The sequence below is a fragment of the Nocardia puris genome, from assembly GCF_036051655.1.
Taxonomy (GTDB): Bacteria; Actinomycetota; Actinomycetes; order Mycobacteriales; family Mycobacteriaceae; genus Nocardia; species Nocardia puris.
The window spans coordinates 4,835,254-4,854,558 of sequence record NZ_CP107943.1; the positions used below are offsets into that span (position 1 = coordinate 4,835,254).

The window sequence follows — 19,305 nt, forward strand, 5'->3', positions numbered from 1 at the left end:
CCGACCGGCACCACCACTTCACCGAACCCACCACCTCGCCCACAGCGGACATCGGGACCGACGAGGGGGTCTGACGTGCCAGAATGCGGCATGGCCACCATCGAACGCAATTCCCCGGGGTTGCCCGTCCTCGCCGTCGTCAGTGGCCCTCCGGGGTCCGGCAAGTCCACGTTGGCCCACGCGCTGGCCGCCGACATCGGCGTGCTCGCCATCGTTCGCGACGAGATCAAACAGGGCATGGTCATGGCCACCGACGCACCCGCCGAGACCGGGTACGACGATCTCAATATCCCCGCGCTGCACGCCTTCTTCGAGGTCTTGACCGTGCTCGCCCGCGCCGGAGTCACCGTCATCGCCGAAGCGGCGTTTCAAGATCGGCTCTGGCGACCGAATTTGATGCCGCTCGCGGCTATCGCCCAGATCCGCATCATCCATTGCACCGCACGGCAAAAGTTGCTGCGCGAGCGGATCGGGCACCGTGCTGAGACCAACCCGCACCGCCGCGCACACAACGACGCCGGGCACCCTGGCCACCATCACCGCCGACGATGACACGGCCCCCACGTTCGTGCCGGTGAGCATGGAGGTACCGGAACTGCGGGTCGACACCACCGACGGCTACCACCCCGGCCTGGAAACGATCGCCCGATTCATCACCCAATCCGATTAGCGGCGAGCCGAGAACTCGGCCACATCGCGAATCGCGGCGAACAAGGCCGCGCCGCGCGTTCGATGCTCAGACCCTCGCCGGTACCGTGACCAGGTGGCATCGAACGCGCAACGGCGGGCCGCGCGTGACCGGGTCACCGCCTATCACGAGGCGCAACTGGGTGAGCTGATCGCCCACGTCGAGCAGGCGGTTCGCCGATTCCGGGCCGGGGAGCTCGACGCGTTCGAGGTCGACGCCGTGATCCACCGATACCACCGCGCCGCCCAGAAGCTCTGGGTGTTCTGCGACCAATCCGGCGCGCACGTGGAGACCACCGCGCACCTCATCGACCACCTCGACGAATCCGGCGAGCCCATCGACTGGTGGCAGCGAGCGAGACCGACCAGGGAGTAGCCGCGTACCGCCCGGTGCGTCGGCGCTGCGTCCGCGCGCCGGGACGCACCATCAGCCTCGAAATGTCAGTGGTGATGCGTCACGACTGACGTTTTCAGGAGTTCCGCGCAACATATCCAGCGCCAACGCCGTCACCGAGAAACAGTCATTGACCAGTGCGTTACTGCTGGTGTGGCGCCACACCGACGAGACCGACATGGTGGTCGGCACAGCTACACTCCGACCACCGTTCCGCTCGATTCCCCTGCTGAGGAGCTGGCCACCCCTATGAATTCCCGCGTTGAGGTTGCCGACCTGCCGACCGGTCTGACGTTCGACGACGTGCTGCTGGTTCCCGCAGCCTCTGATGTGATCCCCAGCGGCGTGAACACCACAACTCGGGTCTCCCGCAACGTCACGTTGAGCGTCCCGATCGTGTCCGCCGCGATGGACACCGTCACCGAAGCACGTATGGCGATCGCGATGGCCCGCAACGGAGGCCTCGGCGTGCTGCACCGCAACCTGCCCGTCGCAGAACAAGCCGGACAGGTCGAGATCGTGAAACGCTCCGAGTCGGGGATGGTCTCCGACCCCATCACCTGCGCACCGGGCGCGACCCTGCAAGATGTCGACGACCTGTGTGCGAGGTAACGGATCGGAATGGGCTTCGCCGGCACCGTCACGATTCCCGAACTGCAGCAAGCCCAACTCATGCGGATCACGGCGGCCGGAATGCGCGAAAGCCACCCCCACGACGTCGCCATCACCACGGATGCACCCAACTACACTTCTAAGCCCTAATCTCTGCGAGTAACCACACTCCCACGTATGTCGGGCGCACCCAGCTGGCGACAAGATCCACTGCGGGATTCATCCCGCCACAAACGATCCGCGCGACCATCTCGGTTACACACACACCTCAGCGATTGGTAAACGGCGGTGGAGGCCACGCTGCGGCCCTCGATGATCGTGCGACCGGACTCCAATTGTGTTGCGGTGGATCTAGGGAAGAAGGCGGGCTGGGTGCGCCGTCAGAACCGTTCCGACCGTGGCGGGTGTTTCCTGGGCGACCATGGTCGCGGTGATCGGGCCGCCGGTTAAATGGTGGGCGCGCGTGGCGGCGCGGCCGTGGAGGAACGCGGCCATCTCACCGGCGTCGAACGCATCGATTCCGGCGGCCATGAGCGCGCCCGCGATCCCGGCGAGCACGTCACCGGCTCCGGCGGTGGCGAGCCAGGGCGGTGCTTCGGATTGGCTGGCGGTGTAACCATCGGGGCGGATGATGAGTGTGGTGGGGCCTTTGACCAGGATTGTCGCGTCGAGTTCACGGGCGGCTTCGTGTCCGTAATGCCATGGCCGCGCCTCGATTTCGGCGCGGGGTACGTTCCGGCCGAGCCAGCTCATGATGCGTGCCAGCTCTCCCGCGTGTGGTGTCAGCAGCACTCGGTCGGCGGAGGCCGGTCGGTCACCGGCGGCGCGGCGGCGTACCAGAGCTTCGAGGGCGCCCGCGTCGACGACGGTGGGCAGCCCGGATGACAGCGCCCTGTCGATCGCCGCGTCCTGATCGGCGTCGTCTTGGACGCCGGAACCGAGCAGCCACGCCTGCACCTGCCCGACCCCGGGGACCGCCTCGGGAACTGCTCCGAGCACTTGCGCGGTCACTCCGGCGGGGCCGACGAAACGTGCTATTCCTGCCGCGCCCGTGCGAACGGCACCGAGTACCGCGAGGACTGCCGCTCCAGGGTAGGCGTCGCTTCCGGCGACTATGCCGAGGACGCCTCGCGTGTATTTGTGCGCGACTCGGGCGGGGACGGGCCAGCGGGCGGCGATCTGGGCGTCGCCGAGCCGACGGGCGAGCGGGGTGGCTGGGATGGGTGGAAGGCCGACGTCGACCATACGGAGTGTTCCGGCTGCGTGGGCGCCGGGCGGCAGCAGGACGCACGGCTTCGCAGCCGAGAACGTCACGGTGACATCTGCGTTGATGTGGGGGCCGGTGATCTCGCCGGTGTCCGGGGTGATGCCGGAGGGCAGGTCGACCGCGACGACGGTGGCGGTGTCGGGGATGGCGGTGGCGAGTTCGGCGGCGCGTCCACGTAGGGCTCCGGCGCCGGATTCGCCGATGATCCCGTCGATGACGAGGTCGGCGCGGGCGAGCGCGATATCGGCTGTCTTCGTGTCGTGAACGGGGATGATGCGGCCGCCTGCCGCGCGGAGTTCGTCCACGCCTGGTTGATAGGCGTTGTCGGCGACGAGGATCGCGTCGACACGCACTCCGCGACGGCGCAATCGGGCACCTGCGAGCGTGGCGTCCGCGCCGTTGTTCCCGGTGCCGACCAGGAGGGCGACGCGGCGACCGTACACACCTGCGGCGCGCTCGTTCAAGAGTTCGGTGACGATGGTCACGAGGCCGGCGGCGGCGCGGCGCAGTAGCCGGTCGTGTGGTCCCTTGCGGGCGAGTTCGGTTGCGACAGTGTCGAGTACGTCTGCGGCGCGGTAGGCGCTCCAGGTCGTCATGTGTTCGATTCCACCAGGGGTGCGTGGTCAGTCGATGAGGAGGTGGCAGCGGCGGGCCAGCGCGCGAACGTGCGGGCGCGCTCGGGCGTGGTCGCGGACGAGTAGCTCGCGGACCAGTTCGCGGACGAGGCCGGAGTCGTGGACTTCGTCTGCGGAGATCTTCTCAGCGTCGAGGAGTGCGAGAACGGCAGCCAGGTCTTCCTTGCGGCGGACGTAGCCGCGGGCGGCGTCGATCAGTGGGCGGGAGCGGCGTTCGACGGAGGGCACGCGGTCGATGTCGAGGCGGCTGATCCGGTCGACGACGGCGTCGTGGTCGCCGAGTTCGGCGGCGAGCGCGAGGCCGTGGATGTCAACGTTGCCGGCGCCGAACATCGTCCACGGATCGTAGCCTCCGCTCACCGCGCGCGCGGCTTCCTCCGCGGCACGATGCAACGCCCACGCTTTTCCGGACTCGTCGCTTTGCGCTGCGCTGATGGCAGCGGCGAGATTCAGAATTCCGTAGGCGGCGAGCAGGTCGTCGGAGGGGGTGGTGGCCAGCTGTCGCTGAACTTCGTCAGCGGCGGTCAGGCACACGCGCGTCGCCTCTTCCTGCTGTCCCGCGCGGCGATACGAGGCAGACATTGCCCACGCGCCCAGAGCGAGGAGGCGAGGGTCGTCGGCTTCTTGTGCTGCGGCTACCGAGCGCTCGGCGGCGACCCAGGCGAGTTCGGCTTCCGGCAGGTGGTGCAGCCAGTTCCGGGCGATATGCCAGGTGCCCGCCAGCGGACGGGCCGCTGCACGCCGGTCGTCGGCGGCCAGGTAGGCCGCGTGGGCGTCGGCAATGAGATCGGGCAGTACGCGGCCGACGGCATGGTGAGCTGTCGGCGAGGAATGCCAGGTCTGCCACGCCTGAGCGACACGGTCGGCGACGGCTGGCAGAGAAACCAGGGGTGTGCGCGTGGCGCTGCCGATCGGCAGCGCAGTGCGCATTATCGCGCGCCGAACAGCGGCGACTTGTTCGCCGCGCGGCGTCGGGGCCGGTGTGAGCGCGTCGAGTGGGCCCCCCAATATATCGGTGACACGACACCGGCAGGCCTGGGCGATGGCCACAATGTCGGTCAAGCGGTCGATCCCGGAGACACCACGTTCGATTTGGGACAGCCAGGGGGATGACCGTCCGATCGATTCGGCCAGGCTGACCTGCGTGAGTCCGGCAGCTTCGCGGTAGATACGGACTCGGTCGCCGATCCCCTCGGCAAGTTGGGGGGCGCTTTGGCTCATTACCTCAGCGTACCTGGCCGGATTGATACTTTTTTATCAGTTTGGTGGCCGGCTGATACCTACGGTGAGGTGCAGCGTCGCGGCAGGGGCGGCTTCATCCACTCCACGGGGATGCGTCCGCCCGATCAGTGATGAGAGGGACGGCCGCGACGCCGACGATAACCGCGGCAGATTGGGCATGGTTGCCGGTTCGGACGGGTGCCAGCCCAGCTGCCTTGCAGTTGGAGGACGCGGTGCTGAAATCAGCTTCTGACACCCCTGTAGACCGATGCCGGTACTATCGCGATGTCTGCGGTCTGCCGGCGGTGATTCACCCCACGGCAGGCTGTATTTCAGTGGCTGTGGGTGCCATCGGTGCCGTGACCATGCCCGCGGCGCTGGGTATGAAGGTGCGCGCCCGATTGCGCCGGACGGAGCCGGGCCGGGGGCCCATCATCCTCCATCCTCGATCCAGCCGCTGGACGTTCCTGGTGGACAGAGACGACTACGCCGATCTCGACAGGCAGTTCTCGACGCTGTTCGGCCTGAACGTGACTGTCGCAGCGCTCGGAGCCGAGATCGCCTTGCCCACACCGCATGTCGGAGGTGAGGCCGATCCGCTACGGGTGTGGATTGAGCTTCCGGGCAACAACCTCCGCCCCTCTGTGACCCGTGTTGTCGCAGCGGTGCTGTCCTCTCCAGCCACGGACCTGTAACGAGCATGCGGCAGCGAACATCAACTCGACCGCGGGGGCCGGTACGCGGCCGCTGGGGTGTCGACCGGGTCGGTCAGTGTCGTTGTGACGCAGCGGAATCCGGTGTCGTCGTCGCGCATGGCGTGGTCGGCGTCGTTGAAGGCTGCCGGTGGGGTGCGGTCGAACGGGCTGGTGAATGCGGAGCCTTTGAGTTCGTATCGTCCGGGTCCGACGGGGCTGGGGCTGGCCTGCCATTCCCAGACGTTGCCGCAGCAGTCGGCGACTCCGTAGGGGGAGTATCCGGACGCGTAGCGGTCGACCGGGGTGGTCGTGCCGGGGCCGACGCCTCGGGTGTTGGCCTTGGCGGGCGTGCTGGCGTCGCCCCACGGCCACCGCGCTCCGGTGCTGCCGCGGGCTGCTTTCTCCCATTGGAGGCTGGTGGGCAGCGTCTTGTGTGCCCATTCTGCGTACGCTGTGGCGTCGTCGTGGCTGACCCAGACCACTGGATGGTTCGTGAGTTCTTTCGGTGGTCGATCACCGTTCCAGTGTTGGGGTGGCGTGTGGCCGGTCGCGGCGACAAAACGGCTGTAGTCACCGTTGGTGGTCGGGTAGACGTCGCAGTGGAATCCGGGAAGGTACTCGGGCTCGTTCTGGACTCCGGCGAGGAATACGCCTGCGGGGATCCAGACGACGAGTTTCCCGTCGATGGGGTGGCGAATGTACTGCGGCAAAGCGATGTTGACCGAATCCGACCCGGATTCGGTCGTGGTGCGTATCCGATCGTTGGGCACTGCGTCGAGGAATCGCGCGAGTTCGCCGTTATTCAGGTTGGACAGCGACGTGTCCAACGCGGCCTGGTTGGGTTGTCTGGGTTCGATGGCGGCGCCGCCTGCCTCCCATTTGGAGATCAGCCTTTCGTGAACGCCGAGATGCGCGGCGAAATCTCTGATCGACATTCGCCGCGCCTCTCGCAGCGCACGGGCCTCGAATCCCGTCCACGACCTAACAAGGCTGATCATCGCCCGACTGACCCCTTTCCCCTCTGGAGGGGTCTCAGCGTAGCGACTCCGGGGACCTCTCCGGTATCAGATCCGCTGTGCCGGTATCGCTTCGTACTCGCCACGCACGGCAGCGATCAGGGGATGGTCGGACTTCCACTCGATGTCGTCGATGGAGGCGACCGGGCGGACACCGACGGCGGCGTTGGTCGCGATCGCACCGGCGAACACTCCGAGCTGGGACAGGGTGACCCGCTCGGTGGTGACCGGCTCATCCAGAACTTGGTGGATGAGCCTCATCGTGGTGCCGGCGAGGACATCAGCGTGCGGCCAGACGAGCGTGCCCTCCGGTGTGATGAAAGCGATGTTGCTGGTGGCGATTTCGCTTACCGTGCCGTCCGGAGTGGTGAACACCACGTCATCGAACCCGGCCCGTTGTGCTTGAGCGCGATGGTGCATCGCGCCGAACAGGCCGAGGTGTTTCACGTTGGGCACGTCGCGGGCGTAGACCGCCGACTGCAGGCGCAGCGGCCCCGGCGCGACGTTGGTGGCGGGCCTGGTCGTGATGAGTACTTGCGGATCCGCTGGGCTGCCGGTCTTTCCGAGTTCGATGGCTGGATCGAACACGGTCACTCGCGCGATGACCGGGAGCTCGACCTCGGTCAGCGCGCGCCGCAACAGTTCGCGGACGCGGTCCGGATCCAGCTCGGTGTGAAAGACAGTGCGACAGTCCTGGATCACGCGGTCCAGGTGCAGAGTGAGGCCACGCACCGCGGGCCCCGTCTCGACACGCATAGAGGTGAAGTGCCCGAACCCGACCAAGCCCAGTGGGGCGAGATCGGCAGCAGTGACCGGCGAGCCATTCAGATCCATACGGCCAGTGTGACAGGCCCCCACACCGCCCTCACCGGCGGTGCGCGTCAAAAGGCAGGGCTGAGCGAGGCACGGGGCAGTCTTGTGGCAGTTCCCGCCACGCCGATCTCCCACCAGGCTCGAAAGCAAGGAAAGACCCCGCGCGGGCATATACGGCACGCGCTGGAATTCGTGGTCGCGTCGGACGGAATCCGTTGCGGCACAACGGTAGATCGGCGAAGCGGCGTCGCGGGGCCGGTGTTCTGCAACTACGGGAGGTTCTTGGATGGTTGCGGCCCTGATCGTCGTCGCGCTGCTGATCTTCGCGGCTATCGGGTACGCGATTTGTCGGTATGTGTGGTGGCCGGACTACCAGCGGTCCGGGCGCAGTGTCGCGCCACGGGGTGGAGGGCGACGGTGACCGCCGTGGACCACCCGCGGGCGGCGCGCGGTTGGGTGGCGTCGATGCCTACTGCGCGCACGATCTGGTCGGTTTTCGACGGCGAGCTGTCGGAGTCGGATGTCGCCTACTCGGAGCCGGTCGGGGTGCTCGCGCAGATGCGCGACGTTTGCTATCGGGAGATGCTGGCGGTGGATGGCATCGAGCGCGGGTGGCCGGGTGTGGCGGAGGCGGCGGATGCGGTGTTCGCTGACACCGAACGCGACCTCACCACCTTGGTCGAGCGGTTCGATCGGTATGTCGCGGGCATGATTCGCGCGCTGGCCGTGGATACACCTCACGCGGCCCGCCATCACGTGGGCCTCGGCACCGAGGTTCTGCGCCATGTGCGCGACTACACCCGCGCCGTGGCGCCGGGGGATCGGTTGCGGATCGGCAATCCGCGCGCGTCGGTGCTGCTCGAGCAGGCGGTCCGCTACGACCGGCTTCTCGACGCGATCGTCTCCGGTCGGCTGCGACCGCCGAGATGTCCCGCGCACGTGGTGGGCGGGTATGGCAGCCCACCACAGCGAGCACGCGTAGCGGCCGAAACCAGCGCATGAATCGAGCCCGGCCTGCGCGCTCGCCCATCCCATCCCTTCCACAGGAGTTCGCTTGTGATTCAGAATAATTCGGCGTCCGGTGACCAGGTTTCGGGCGGGCCGATCGCGACGGAATCCGACGATCATTCCGAAGGCCGGTCCGTCCTCGTCAGCACCGGCGCGACCTATCCGGACTTCGTGGCCTGGCTGTCTCAGCGCCTGACCAGCTGGTCGCCGGTCGCGATGTCGTCAGCGCCGGCGCCGGGCGAGTAGGCCGTGGTGCGTGTCGATGTACCTGCCCCGGTGCCGACCGGCACGGCGACCTCGGACCTGGTGACCGTCCTGCATACGGTTCAGCAGAAGGCGGTCGCGGTGGTCGGTGTCGCGATCCCGCCCGCCCCCATCGACGTGGCGGGGGTGCGGATTCGGTTCGGCTGCGATGTCGCGCTGGATGATCGGGGATACGACGAGATGCTCGCGCGGGCCGACGCCGCGGTGAGCCGACTGTGGCCGCGCACCCGAATCGTGGCCGGCCACCGTCTGCTTCCGGTGCTGGATCAGGCGATGCTGCTGCGGTCGGATCCCGGGCACGACGACATGCTTCGCATGGTGCGTGATCGGTGGGTGAACCGCCCGTCGATGCTGCAACCGAAAATGGTCGATACCGCGCACGACCGCGCGCAGGCCCCGGTGACGGGTGTGTCGCTGGCCGGGGTGTGCGGACAGGCCGGCCTGCACACGCGATGGATCGGCCCTGACGAGAACTCTGGGGACGTGGCGCGCACGGCGCTCACCGGCGCCCTGGCGATCGCGCTGCTGGCCGTTCCCGACGTCTTCCGGTGGAGCCCGTGGCTGGATCTGGACGCGATCGTCGCCTCGGTGCTCGATGTCCGAGGCGTCGACGGCTCGTGATCAGCCGCCCGCGGTCATCGATGCCCGTGGCGAACGTGATCCCCGCTCTGCCTTGATTCCATTCCTGAAACGTTGACCGTTTGGAGTTCCAGTGATTCAACAGCTTCCACGCAGTATCGAGGTCGTCCGGTGGTCGGCGTTGAGCCGTGCGACCCGGTTGGTGACTGTGGTGCATCCGGTGTGGCATGGCCATGATCTGCTCGGTGTCGGGGTGGTGAGTGTGCCCGCCCCGACGACGCCGGTGGTGCTGAGCCCGGGGCGTCGGATCGAGACCGGCGCCATGATCGCGGTATGCGGCGAGAGTGGTGATCTGGGCGGGGTATTCGACGCGGTGGAGGTCACCCTGGGGCCGCTGTGGGCCCGCACCGAGCTTTTCGCCGCGCACGATCTGCCATCGCGCGTGGATCCGCTCTTGGAGATGCGCCCCAACCAGCACACGCTGCTGCGGCGGCTGCGCGGCCGCTGGGAGGACCGCCAGTTCGCGCGGGCGCCCCGCATGGTCGACCTCGGCGGGGTTCCCCTCACCAAGGCTTGCGAGACGATCCACTCCTACCGGTTCAATCCGCTGCCCGGTGGTGACACGGTGCGCGGGATCCTGACCGAGGCGCTGGCCGTGGCGGTGCGGGCCTGCGAGGGCTACTCCTGGTCGGGCCTGCTGGATCTGGATGCGCTGGTGGTGCACGCGCTGACCGGCGCCCGCCGGGACGACTCGTGATCCCCGGCATGGTCGGGGGCACGAGTGTGGCGGGGCCTCGATTCCGGAGGGGACGAGGCCCCGCCGAGGGTGGGGTTCGCGGTGGCGCGGCGAGCCCGGTGTGCTGGCCCGCGCCGGATCGCCGTCTGGCGTACCAGCCACGTTCACGGTGGGGGTTCGGGAGACCGGAGTTGATCGTGTTGGATCTGGCGGGGCTGGGTGGTGATCCGGATCAGTGGCTGACGCTGTGGTGGGCCGCGCGCCAATTCGACGGCGCCGCGCTGGTGATCACGGGCCAGGAGCGGCCGTATCGGACGCGGGCACAGACCGCGTGTCACATCATCCGCGATGTCGGCCGGATCGGCGTGGTGCTGGTGGCGGGCGCCCCCGCGCCGAAAGGCACGCCGTCGCGGTGGATCCCGACCGGCGTCGGGCACGGGCAGGAGACCGAGCTGCCGGTCAGCACCACCGCCTGGCGCAAGTTCGCGCAGATCCTGCCCGACTACGGCCGTCGTGTGCACTGGGTGTGCGCTGGACCGCTGACGAACCTCGCGCGCGTCCTGGACGCGGACGAATCGGCCAGCGCGGGTTTGGGTTTGGCCAGTCGGTGCGCGCTGACCCTGGTGTGTGAGCGGGACAGGGCCGATCCGTATCTCGGCGTGGATCCCGGTGCCGCCCGCTCGGTGCTGCGCCGGGTGCGGGACGTGACGGTGGTCGACCCGTCGACGCTGCCGGAGGAGATCTGCCTGACCGATACGAGCGTGGTCGGCCACCGCTTGTCGGAGTCCGAGCTGCCCGGAACGCCGGAACTGCGCGGGCACGTGCGGCGATGGCGTGAACTCGAAGGCCCGGACGCGCCGCTGCGGCTGGCCACGCCCGCTGCGCTGGCCGCAGCGATCGGGCTGGGAACCACGCACAGCCGGATCGCGGTGCGCGTGGACGAGGCGGGGCGGCTGGTGAGCGATCCGGGTGGACGGTCGGCACGGCTGGCGAGGGTCGAGGTCGGCGCATTGCTCGGCACGCTGGCCACCGCGCTCACCCCCGCCCCCGCCCCCGAATGCGCGAGCTTCGAAAGGCGCAAGCCGTGACGAAACAGTCTGTAAGACAGTGTGATTGCGTTCCGGTGGCGGATGCTCGGGGTGTCTGGAATTTCTGGCTGGGCGGCAAGGACTGGGTCACGGCGGACCGCTCGACCGCGCTGGCGTGTGCGCAGATATACCCCGCGATCGGGGCGCTGTGCGCGGCGGGGCGGGCGTTCCAGCTCGACGCTGTTGCCCGGCTGGCCGCGGCCGGGGTGGACCAGTTCGTCGAGGTGGGCGTGGGGCTGCCCGCCGCCCGCAACACTCACGAGGTCGCCCAGGCGATCATCCCGACCGCGCGGGTGGTCTACGTCGATGTCGATCCGGTGGTGCTCGTCCACGCGCGTGCGCTGCTGCGGCCGGTGCGCGCGGGCGCGTGCGTCGAGGTCCTCGACGCCGATCTGCGTGACACCGACCGGATCCTGACCGCGGCCGGCAGAGTCGTCGACCTCGGGGCGCCGGTCGCGGTCGTGGCCGGCGGGGTGCTCGGGCAGGTTAGTCCCTGGTCGCAGGCCAGGGACGCGGTGGCGAGGCTGATGGGCGGCCTCGCGGCCGACAGCTACCTCGTGTGGTGGGACGGCACCGACGACGACCCGGACGCGGCGACGATGTGGGACCACTACTCCTGCACCACCGCACCCGCCTACACTCCGCGGCCGCCCGCCCAGCTGCGCGAGCTGTTCGACGACCTGCACCTCGACACCACCGGCCTCCAGCCGCTGCGCCAAAACCATTGCGCACCAAGCCAAGACAGTGAGTTGTCGGCGATGTGTGCGGTCGCACGCACCCTGGTGACCCACCGCGAACGGGAGGGTGAGGGTGTCGCGATCACCGACCATGCCTGAGGCCAGCCATCTGCGCAGCGGTAGCGAGCCGGCCACTCACTGGGCACGCCAGGATCCGGGCACGGGCGCGGCGATCAGCCCCGACACGGGTCACGACGGCCGGGTCGAGGGGAGGTATGGCCCGTGGTGAGCGCGGATGCCTTCGGAGCGGCGCGCGATCCGGTGGCGGTGCTGTCGACGGTGCGGGCCGGCTACGGCGCGGTCGCGCCACTCGAGTTCGACGAGACGGGGTCGGGGTCGGGGTTGCTGATACTGGGCTACGACCTCGCCGTGACCGTGCTGAACGACCCCGGGAACCTTTTCACGGCCGATAGCGGTGTGTGGGAGCAGATGGTCGCGCCCGGCGGACGGTGCCCGATGCTGCCCGCCACGGCGTTCGCGCCCAGCGCGGCGCGCGGTGAGTCCGCGGTGGCGCACCGGCACGGCTATCGGGTGGCCATCGCCGGTGTGGACGAGCATGCGGTACGCGCTGAGACCGCACGCGCGGCACGCGCGCTGATCGGCCGAGTCTGTGCCGACGGCCACGCGGATCTGCTGGGGCAGTACGCGATCCCGCTGGTCACCCATGTCATGGACGGCGTGCTGGGATTCACACCCGAGGTCGGCCGCGACGTGGCCGCCGCGGCCGCTGAGGTCCGTGCCGCCACCGACCTCGCGGCGGCGAGCGCCGGGATCGAGCGGGCGCTCGCGGCGATCGGCGCGGTGGTCGCGGCCCGGCGCACGCACCCGGCCCGCGATGTGATCTCGGCACTGCTCGCCGATACCCAGGCGGCGTTGAGCGATGTGGACGTGGCCGCCATCGTGGCCCGCATGCACCTGATGGGAACGGTGCCGACCTGGAAGGTCATCGCCTCTGGGCTGCTTCGGCTGATCGCCGACACCGGCGAGGACGCCGACGACATCGACGTGATCGGTGGATCGGTGACCGTGGCGTCGGCACTGGAAGAAGTCCTGGCCACCGATCCGCCGGTGGCCGCGGTCACCCGGTGGACGGCCCAGCACCAGCTTTTCGAGGGTGAGGCGGTCGGGCGCGGGATCCCGGTGGTGGTCAGCATCCAGGCCGCCGACACCGATCCCGCGGTGACCGGATCCAGCGCTCACGGCGAACATCTCCCGCGCTCCATCGGCGGCAGGTGGCACCTCGCGTGGGGGTTGGGCAGTCGTGGATGCCCGGCGTCCTCACTGGCCAGGATCATCGCCGAGACGGCGCTCGAGCAGATCCTCGACACCATCCACGATGTCGAGCTGGCCACCGAAACGAGCGAATTGCTTTGGCGTGGAAAAGGATTCGATCGAGAACTGGTCGCGCTGCCGGTGACGTTCCCGCCCGTCACTCCGGTGTGACCACGACACCACCACAAACCTAAGGACACCTGCTGTGAACCCGTTGAACAGTCCCGCCGCCTCGTCCACCTCGTCTCCTGCCAGGCCTGGAATGTCACTGGTGGGTGAGGTCGAGGGCCGAGTCCCGCTCTACACCGAGGAGTTCGCCGCCGACCCGCACGCGGTCTACCGGGCGATGCGCCGGCGATGGGGCGCGCTGGCGCCGGTGTGGCTGGCGCCGGAGGTACAGGCCACGCTCGTGCTCGATCTGTACCGTGCCCGCGAGATTCTCAACGACGAAGTCCAGTTCCCGGCCGATCCCCGGTTGTGGCAGCGGCACGTCCCGCCGGGCTGCCCGCTACTGCCGATGATGGAATGGCGACCGAACGCACTGCGCTCGGTCGGCGCGACCCGCCAGCGCTACCGCAGGGCGACCAACGACGCTCTGGACGGCGTGGATATCAACACCATCTCGCGGATGGTCGAGCGCCTGGCCGACCCGCTGATCGACGCCGTCGCGTCCACCGGCACCGCCGACGTCCTGACCGACTACGCGCTGCCACTGACGTTCGCGGTACTCAACACCCTGCTCGGGTGCCCGGCCGAAACCGGCCATCAGGTAGCGCGGGCGAGTGCTCTGATGTTCGAATCCACCGACACCGCGGCGGTGAATCAGATGCTCGACGACGCGCTGATCGGAGTGGTGCGGCTCAAACAGGCACGTCCGGCCGACGACATCGCCACCCGATTGGTCGAGCACGACACGCGGCTCGACGACATCGAACTGATCAACGCACTCGTCACCTGCTACGCCGCCGGAATCGAGCCCCTGACGAATCTGATCACGAACACGCTGGCGATGATGCTCACCCACGACAGCCGTTCCGGCGCAGCAGGATTCGCGCTGACCACTCGTGATGCCGTCCGGCACACTCTGAGCACCGACCCGCCGCTGGCGAATTTCTGCATCACCTATCCGGTCGCGCCGAAGTGGATCGCCGGTTACGAGGTGCCGACCCACGAGCCGTTGGTGGTCAGCATGGCCGCATGCAGCACCGACCCGGCGCTGAGCACCGGCACCTGGGTCACCGGGGACTGGGGACTCGGATTCGGCACCGGCATCCACCGCTGCCCCGACACCGCCCAGAAGATCGCCGTGATGGTGGCCACCGACGCCATCGACTACCTCCTCGACAAGCTACCGGAGATCACGATCCCCGACCCTGCCGCGCTGCAATGGCGCCTGGGCCCCTTCCACCGCGCGCTGCAGAGGCTGCCGGTCACGTTCCCTCCGGTCCGTCATCGATGACCGACACGCAATCCTGCCCGATCCATTCCCGTCCCGGCGAACCCGGTTCGCCCACCGAACGACCAGCTAGGTGATGTGACATGAATACGACACCCCTGCTCGGGATGCCGCGACTGGACGCGGCCGCCGACCCCGACATCGTGGCAGCACTGCGCCCGGTGATAGTCGGCGAGCACGCCCAGTTGCACGCCGCGGCGGCGACGGCCGCGGCGGCGGTCGACGATCTGCCGGTCGGGTCGGGAACCTTCCATGAACGCGCCCACGCCGGCGCACGGCAGTTGCGGGCGTTGTTCGGCGCGCTCGGGCGCACCCCGCAAGAAGTGTTCGCCGACCCCGAACTCGCGGGCGCGGCGATCGACGCTGCGGCGGTCGCCGCGGTCCCGGCGATGCTGGCGTTCACCGGCACAGTCGATCTCACCGTGGGCGCGATCGTACGGCTCGGCAACGGTTCGCCCTATCAGCAGCGGCTGCTGGCAGCCCTCAACGCCGGTGCCGCGCTGGGTGTTCGGGTCCACACCGAACTCGGCGGTACCAACCGCACCGATGTGCGGACGTTGGCGATCCGCGACCGGGGGCGGGGTGGATTTGTGCTGCGGACACCCGACATCGACCCCGTCACTGGCGGTGCGGCGGCAAAGAACATGCCCAACGTCGCCGATCGCGACACCCCGGTGGTCGCGACCGTGTCCGCGCGCCTGGTGGATGGACGCGCCGACTACGGAGTGCACCTTTTCCTGCTCGACCTGCGCTCGGCGGCGGGCCTGGCCGAGGGGGTCCGCGTGACGGAGTTGTCGCAGACCGACACGCCGATGCCGCACGCGCGTGTGACCTTCGACGACGTATTCGTTCCCGAGGATGCGTTGCTCGGCGGACGCCATTGCCAGATCGCCGATGGCGTGATCCGGATGCGGGGCAGCAAACCCGAGATGTTCCGCGTCGGCGCGGGCGATTTCACCGCCGGCCGAAGTGACCTGTCCACCGCTGCGCTGGCGATGACACGCGCCGCGCTGGCCGGGGTGGTGAACTACGCGCTCCAGCGTCGTCCCGACCCGAACGGTCCGGCGCTGATCGAGCGCGGTCACGTGATCGACACACTCGTCACCGATATCGCCGCCGTCTACGCCGCGACCTCGATGGCCCGTCGGCTGCGTACCGCGCGCGCCCAGGGGCTGGCCCCAGCCGCGCGTGCGCGGCTGGCGATGCTCACCAAGCCGCTGGCCTCGAATCTGGCATGGCAGGTACTGGACCGGTGCCAAACCCTGGCCGGTGCGCAGGGACACATGCGGGCCAACCGGATTGAGACTCGGCACTGGTCTGTCAGTTGAGCGAGCTGTGGATTCGTCACTCATGTCAGTAGATCTCGTCACGGCATGTCAGCGATTCCCCGGTGCTGCCGAGCCGGCCTCACCGAACCCTGACCCGCCACACCACCATCAGCCCGCAACGCCGGGCTCGGCCGGTCCATGCGACGCGAGAACGTATTCGCGCGCCGGCAGGCGGTGTGGTTACTCAGCTGTCGTCGTCGGGTGCGTCGGGATCGCGCAGCGGGCGGTGGCTGCCGCCGAGGTCGGGCAGGTGAAAACTGTAGTGGCCCTCCAGTCGAAGATGTTTGCGGACGAACGCCGAGAGCCGGGCGGTGTCGGCGTCGCGCACCGGATAGTCCTGGGCGCGCAACTCGGCGAGCGCCCGGTCCAGATACACCGAATTCCACGACACAGTTCAGGATCAGCCCCAGCGCGGAGAGCTGGTCCTCCATGCCGTCGAGGTAGGTGCGGGTGATCTCGCCCTTCTTCCCGTGGAAGATGGTGCGGCCCAGGTCGTGACGGCCCTCCTGGAGGTTCGCCTGCGCCTTGGCCTCCGCCGGTAGGGTTCGTCGTCGGCCAGGCGCAAGATGTGTCTTGAAGATGCGCCCGTAGTGCGCGATCGCCAACCCCAGGCTGGTGCGGTTGCCGTCGCGGGAGATCATGCGTGTGGTCTCGTGCCCGGACACCTCACCGCGGTGCATCGACACCGCGACCCGGCACATGTCCTCCCAATGTTCACCGATCTTGTCCAGGTCGATCCGGCCGCGCGCTGCCTTGTCGAGGGGCCCGTAGTCGGCGGCCGGGTCGATGCGCCACAGCGCTGATCGGGCAGGTTCTTCAACTGTGGCCGGTACTTGTAGTCCAACAGATGAAGGAGTCCGAAGACGATGTCGGAATACGATCCGGAATCGGTGATGATGTCCTCGGGCCCGTGCTTCCCGCACAGCACCACATCGAGGGCGTTGAGCGAATCACGCGGAGTACCCGACACCACCATCCCGTTCAGCCCCGCGGCCTGGTCGTTTACCGGCCAGGTCGCGCCCTTCTTCGGCCCGAAATACTTCCGGTTCGCGCGGGCGTGGATCGTGCGGACCGGGACGACGAACCGCATCCCGTCCACGCTGGCGACCAGGCCGCCGCCCCACAGCTGCGCCAACGCCACGCCCGCTTGAGCGTTGACCAGAACCGTGTTCGCCGCAGCCATGGTGTCGGAACGGATGTAGTGCTGATCGACGTGGCGCAGCCGATCCCGCGTCAACGCCTCCGCTCCCGGCGTCGTCACCGCCTTCGATCAGTCCGGCTTATCGGTGGTACCCAGGGAGTCCCGCTGTACGGGTTGCTCCGGCAGCGGCCGACGTATGCTCAGCACCACCGAAACCGTCAGCACGACCACGATGACTCCCAGGCTGACCAGCGATGGGATCTCCGGCACCGCCGTACTGATCGTCTTGTGGGACGCCTGGAGCATGAGCTTCACGCCGATGAACGCGAGAATGATCGCCAGACCGGTCGACAGGTAGTGGAAGCGCTCGAGCATCCCGGACAGCAGGAAGTACAGGGCGCGCAATCCGAGAATGGCGAAAGCGACGCTGGAGTAGACGATCAGTGGTTCGCTGCTCACCGCCAGCACCGCGGGCACGCTGTCGACGGCGAAGACGATATCGGCCGCCTCGATGGCGGCGACGACGATCAGCAAGGGTGTGGCCACCCATTTGCCGGCCGATCGGACGAAGAAGCGCGTGCCGGAGTACTCCTCCTGGACCGGGATGAACTTGCGTACCAACCGTACCGCGGTGCTCTTGCCGGGATCGTAGGTCTCCTCGTCGTCTTTGAGGAGTTTGTAGGCGCTGTAGAGCAGGATCGCGGCGAAGGCGAACAGGACTACGGTGAACCGCTGCACCACGGCGATGCCGAGGAGCAGGAATATCGCGCGGAAGACCAGCGCGCCCAGCACGCCGAGGAACAGCACCCGGTGCTGATATTCGCGGGGCACGTTGAAGTACCCGAAGATCAGCGCGAAGACGAAGAGATTATCGACAGATAGGCTCTTCTCGAGCAGCCAGGCGGTGGTGAACTCCACCGAGGCGGTCGGGCTGACCGCGACCGCGACGAGCACCGCGAAGACCAGCGACAGGCCGACCCAGAACACACTCCATCGGAGCGCTTCCCTGAAGCCGATCACGTGCGGGCCGCGATGCAGCACGAGATCGACGACGAGGCTGGCGGTCAAGATCGCGCCGAACACCGCCCACAGCCAGGTGGGGACATCCATAGTCTGATTCCTCGGTTCATATCAACGATAGGTGAGTTGCACTTCGCCTCTGGGCGGTGAGTGAAGGGCTCGATGTGAGTTACGGGTTGCAAGCGGGGCAGCAGGCTGGGTCTGCGAGTTCGTGACGCTCGATTCTGGTGTGGTGTTCGCAGCGCGCGCATCCGTGGATGTCGGCGGCCGGTTGCGTGGTGGCGGTGAAGCAGAACTTGCAGGGGAGTCCGGGTTCGGTGGCGACGCGGCCGAACCCGGGGGCGTCGCAACTCGCGCAGAGCCGGTCGAGGCGTTCGGACAGTTCGGTGGCCAGTCTGGAGATGCTGAGCATGCGGGTGGGGTTGAGGTGGGCGCGCATGTCGGTTTCGATGCGGGCGCGCCCGTCCGATGACGCCGTCGCGCAGTGTGCGATAGCGTCGGCGAGTTCAGTGTTGGTGCGGAGGCCTTTGTAGAGCGGGGCGTCGGCCGGGGGGGTGATGTTTGGCCGCACGATCATCCCGTGGCTGCCGAACTGAGCGGTGCGCAGGAAGTGTGAGGCTTGTTCGTCGAGGTGGTCGACGACGGTGTGGTCGAAGTTGGTGTCGCAGTCCAGGTGGTGCACGGTGAGTTCGAGGCCGAGGTCGTCGTCGACGAAGGCGAGGATCTCCAGGCCGGCCGGGATGAACCCGATACCAGGGTGGGGGCCGAAGGCGCCTTCGGAGGCCAGGCCACGCGGCAACCCCAGTGCCTGCATCGCGAGGCGGGCTTTCCGCAGCGCGGTCTCGCGCGGTGGAGCCGGGCGTTCGATCTCGCCGGTGAAAGTGCCCAGTTGGTCGGTGTCGACCTCGGTGGCGACCTGGACCATCAGGCCGGGGCGTTCGGCCAGGGCGGGGGCCAGCGCCTGCTCCTTGCCGTGTTTGGTAGCCAGGGCGACCTCGCGGTCGCGGTAGGGGTGGGGTGCGCTCATGCGCTACGACCGGGGGCGGTCTTCGGCTCGGAGGTCAGGACGCTGAGGATTTCCCCGACTGCATGGTCACGTTCGAGCGGGTGCCTCAGCGGCAATTCCTGGTTCAAGTGGTAGCGGTTGCGGCGCCCGTCGCGGACGCGTTCGAGGTAGCCCGCCTGTTCCAGTTCGGCCACGATCCGCTGGGCCGCGCGTTCGGTGATGCCGACCGCGTCGGCGACATCGCGTAGCCGCATCCCGGGGTCTTGCGCGATGCACAGCAGCACGTGCGCATGGTTGGTGAGAAACGTCCAGTCCGCCACCGTGATCACC

General features: G+C 68.2%; 20 protein-coding genes and 2 pseudogenes. 13 read left to right on the forward strand and 9 right to left on the reverse strand.

Going from position 1 to position 19,305, the window contains the following annotated elements; translation table 11 throughout:
• The first annotated feature begins 171 nt into the window (after nt 1-171).
• Together OHB21_RS22280 and OHB21_RS22285 are read left to right on the forward strand one after the other, a co-directional pair.
• The gene (locus OHB21_RS22280) at nt 172-552 is read left to right on the forward strand and encodes an AAA family ATPase (RefSeq protein WP_328435906.1); all 381 of its coding nucleotides are present in this window, start codon (nt 172-174) and stop codon (nt 550-552) included.
• Nucleotides 553-763: 211 nt separating this feature from the next.
• A complete protein-coding gene (locus OHB21_RS22285) occupies nt 764-1,063 on the forward strand; it encodes a hypothetical protein (protein WP_195142687.1) in 300 nt (99 codons plus the stop codon).
• Nucleotides 1,064-1,114: 51 nt separating this feature from the next.
• Here OHB21_RS22285 and OHB21_RS22290 read toward each other — a convergent pair whose 3' ends face one another.
• Nucleotides 1,115-1,273, reverse strand: a complete 159-nt coding sequence (locus OHB21_RS22290; RefSeq protein ID WP_157115836.1) for a hypothetical protein — start codon at nt 1,271-1,273, stop codon at nt 1,115-1,117.
• A gap of 57 nt (nt 1,274-1,330) precedes the next feature.
• Between OHB21_RS22290 and OHB21_RS22295 the strand changes: the two are divergent.
• A pseudogene (locus tag OHB21_RS22295) lies at nt 1,331-1,690 on the forward strand (IMP dehydrogenase); the annotation flags it as partial.
• Nucleotides 1,691-2,044: 354 nt separating this feature from the next.
• On the opposite strand, the gene OHB21_RS22300 reads toward OHB21_RS22295, so the two are convergent.
• Both OHB21_RS22300 and OHB21_RS22305 read right to left on the reverse strand, forming a co-directional pair.
• Complete coding sequence (locus OHB21_RS22300) at nt 2,045-3,556, reverse strand: bifunctional ADP-dependent NAD(P)H-hydrate dehydratase/NAD(P)H-hydrate epimerase (protein WP_067509281.1); 1,512 nt, start codon at nt 3,554-3,556, stop codon at nt 2,045-2,047.
• A gap of 27 nt (nt 3,557-3,583) precedes the next feature.
• Nucleotides 3,584-4,816: a helix-turn-helix domain-containing protein gene (locus OHB21_RS22305; protein WP_084537641.1), complete on the reverse strand. Its 1,233-nt coding sequence runs from the start codon at nt 4,814-4,816 to the stop codon at nt 3,584-3,586.
• A 215-nt stretch (nt 4,817-5,031) separates the two neighbouring features.
• Between OHB21_RS22305 and OHB21_RS22310 the strand changes: the two genes are divergently transcribed.
• Entirely contained in the window at nt 5,032-5,511 is a 480-nt protein-coding gene (locus OHB21_RS22310; protein ID WP_228815761.1) for a DNA-directed RNA polymerase subunit beta, read from the forward strand.
• A 20-nt stretch (nt 5,512-5,531) separates the two neighbouring features.
• Here OHB21_RS22310 and OHB21_RS22315 read toward each other — a convergent pair whose 3' ends face one another.
• Nucleotides 5,532-6,509, reverse strand: coding sequence for an SUMF1/EgtB/PvdO family nonheme iron enzyme (locus OHB21_RS22315; protein WP_113975336.1), 978 nt, complete (start codon nt 6,507-6,509; stop codon nt 5,532-5,534).
• 66 nt (nt 6,510-6,575) lie between these two features.
• A complete protein-coding gene (locus OHB21_RS22320; RefSeq protein ID WP_328435912.1) occupies nt 6,576-7,511 on the reverse strand; it encodes an aminotransferase class IV family protein in 936 nt (311 codons plus the stop codon).
• A 294-nt stretch (nt 7,512-7,805) separates the two neighbouring features.
• Here OHB21_RS22320 and OHB21_RS22325 point away from each other — a divergent pair, with 294 nt between their 5' ends.
• The 9 genes from OHB21_RS22325 to OHB21_RS22365 all read left to right on the forward strand — a co-directional run bounded on the left by OHB21_RS22325 (nt 7,806) and on the right by OHB21_RS22365 (nt 15,808).
• Nucleotides 7,806-8,342: a hypothetical protein gene (locus tag OHB21_RS22325; RefSeq protein WP_147265966.1), complete on the forward strand. Its 537-nt coding sequence runs from the start codon at nt 7,806-7,808 to the stop codon at nt 8,340-8,342.
• Between the two features lie 54 nt (nt 8,343-8,396).
• On the forward strand, nt 8,397-8,594 hold the full coding sequence (locus tag OHB21_RS22330; RefSeq protein ID WP_067509292.1) for a hypothetical protein: 198 nt from the start codon (nt 8,397-8,399) through the stop codon (nt 8,592-8,594).
• Nucleotides 8,595-8,600: 6 nt separating this feature from the next.
• Nucleotides 8,601-9,233 (forward strand): hypothetical protein, encoded by a 633-nt coding sequence (locus OHB21_RS22335; protein WP_147265965.1) that lies wholly within the window; start codon nt 8,601-8,603, stop codon nt 9,231-9,233.
• 139 nt (nt 9,234-9,372) lie between these two features.
• Nucleotides 9,373-9,948: a hypothetical protein gene (locus OHB21_RS22340; protein ID WP_067509296.1), complete on the forward strand. Its 576-nt coding sequence runs from the start codon at nt 9,373-9,375 to the stop codon at nt 9,946-9,948.
• Nucleotides 9,949-10,124: 176 nt separating this feature from the next.
• Nucleotides 10,125-11,015 (forward strand): hypothetical protein, encoded by an 891-nt coding sequence (locus OHB21_RS22345; protein WP_170160810.1) that lies wholly within the window; start codon nt 10,125-10,127, stop codon nt 11,013-11,015.
• Nucleotides 11,016-11,050: 35 nt separating this feature from the next.
• Nucleotides 11,051-11,851, forward strand: coding sequence for an SAM-dependent methyltransferase (locus OHB21_RS22350; RefSeq protein WP_067509300.1), 801 nt, complete (start codon nt 11,051-11,053; stop codon nt 11,849-11,851).
• 123 nt (nt 11,852-11,974) lie between these two features.
• On the forward strand, nt 11,975-13,195 hold the full coding sequence (locus OHB21_RS22355; RefSeq protein ID WP_067509302.1) for a cytochrome P450 family protein: 1,221 nt from the start codon (nt 11,975-11,977) through the stop codon (nt 13,193-13,195).
• A gap of 91 nt (nt 13,196-13,286) precedes the next feature.
• Complete coding sequence (locus OHB21_RS22360) at nt 13,287-14,483, forward strand: cytochrome P450 family protein (protein WP_407675003.1); 1,197 nt, start codon at nt 13,287-13,289, stop codon at nt 14,481-14,483.
• Between the two features lie 80 nt (nt 14,484-14,563).
• Nucleotides 14,564-15,808, forward strand: a complete 1,245-nt coding sequence (locus OHB21_RS22365) for an acyl-CoA dehydrogenase family protein (RefSeq protein WP_067509306.1) — start codon at nt 14,564-14,566, stop codon at nt 15,806-15,808.
• A gap of 184 nt (nt 15,809-15,992) precedes the next feature.
• On the opposite strand, the pseudogene OHB21_RS37595 reads toward OHB21_RS22365, so the two are convergent.
• From OHB21_RS37595 to OHB21_RS22390, 4 genes and pseudogenes are all read right to left on the reverse strand, one after another.
• Nucleotides 15,993-17,069 (reverse strand): annotated as a pseudogene (locus OHB21_RS37595) (Tn3 family transposase).
• A gap of 9 nt (nt 17,070-17,078) precedes the next feature.
• Nucleotides 17,079-18,059 carry a TerC family protein gene (locus OHB21_RS22380; protein WP_195126821.1) on the reverse strand — a complete coding sequence of 327 codons (981 nt, stop codon included), beginning with the start codon at nt 18,057-18,059 and terminating at the stop codon, nt 17,079-17,081.
• A 79-nt stretch (nt 18,060-18,138) separates the two neighbouring features.
• A complete protein-coding gene (locus tag OHB21_RS22385) occupies nt 18,139-18,996 on the reverse strand; it encodes a DUF6671 family protein (RefSeq protein ID WP_007633971.1) in 858 nt (285 codons plus the stop codon).
• Complete coding sequence (locus OHB21_RS22390) at nt 18,993-19,304, reverse strand: helix-turn-helix transcriptional regulator (RefSeq protein ID WP_007633972.1); 312 nt, start codon at nt 19,302-19,304, stop codon at nt 18,993-18,995. The genes OHB21_RS22385 and OHB21_RS22390 overlap by 4 nt, the downstream gene beginning before the upstream one ends.
• Nucleotide 19,305: the final 1 nt, after the last annotated feature.

Bases quoted from the DNA above. Each gene is read 5' to 3' on its own strand.
- OHB21_RS22365 (WP_067509306.1), top strand. From the start codon at position 14,564: ATGAATACGACACCCCTGCTCGGGATGCCGCGACTGGACGCGGCCGCC.
- OHB21_RS22320 (WP_328435912.1), bottom strand. From the start codon at position 7,511: ATGCCCGCGCGGGGTCTTTCCTTGCTTTCGAGCCTGGTGGGAGATCGG.
- OHB21_RS22305 (WP_084537641.1), bottom strand. From the start codon at position 4,816: ATGAGCCAAAGCGCCCCCCAACTTGCCGAGGGGATCGGCGACCGAGTC.
- OHB21_RS22360 (WP_407675003.1), top strand. From the start codon at position 13,287: ATGTCACTGGTGGGTGAGGTCGAGGGCCGAGTCCCGCTCTACACCGAG.
- OHB21_RS22385 (WP_007633971.1), bottom strand. From the start codon at position 18,996: ATGAGCGCACCCCACCCCTACCGCGACCGCGAGGTCGCCCTGGCTACC.
- OHB21_RS22300 (WP_067509281.1), bottom strand. From the start codon at position 3,556: ATGACGACCTGGAGCGCCTACCGCGCCGCAGACGTACTCGACACTGTC.
- OHB21_RS22325 (WP_147265966.1), top strand. From the start codon at position 7,806: ATGCCTACTGCGCGCACGATCTGGTCGGTTTTCGACGGCGAGCTGTCG.
- OHB21_RS22315 (WP_113975336.1), bottom strand. From the start codon at position 6,509: ATGATCAGCCTTGTTAGGTCGTGGACGGGATTCGAGGCCCGTGCGCTG.
- OHB21_RS22380 (WP_195126821.1), bottom strand. From the start codon at position 18,059: ATGGATGTCCCCACCTGGCTGTGGGCGGTGTTCGGCGCGATCTTGACC.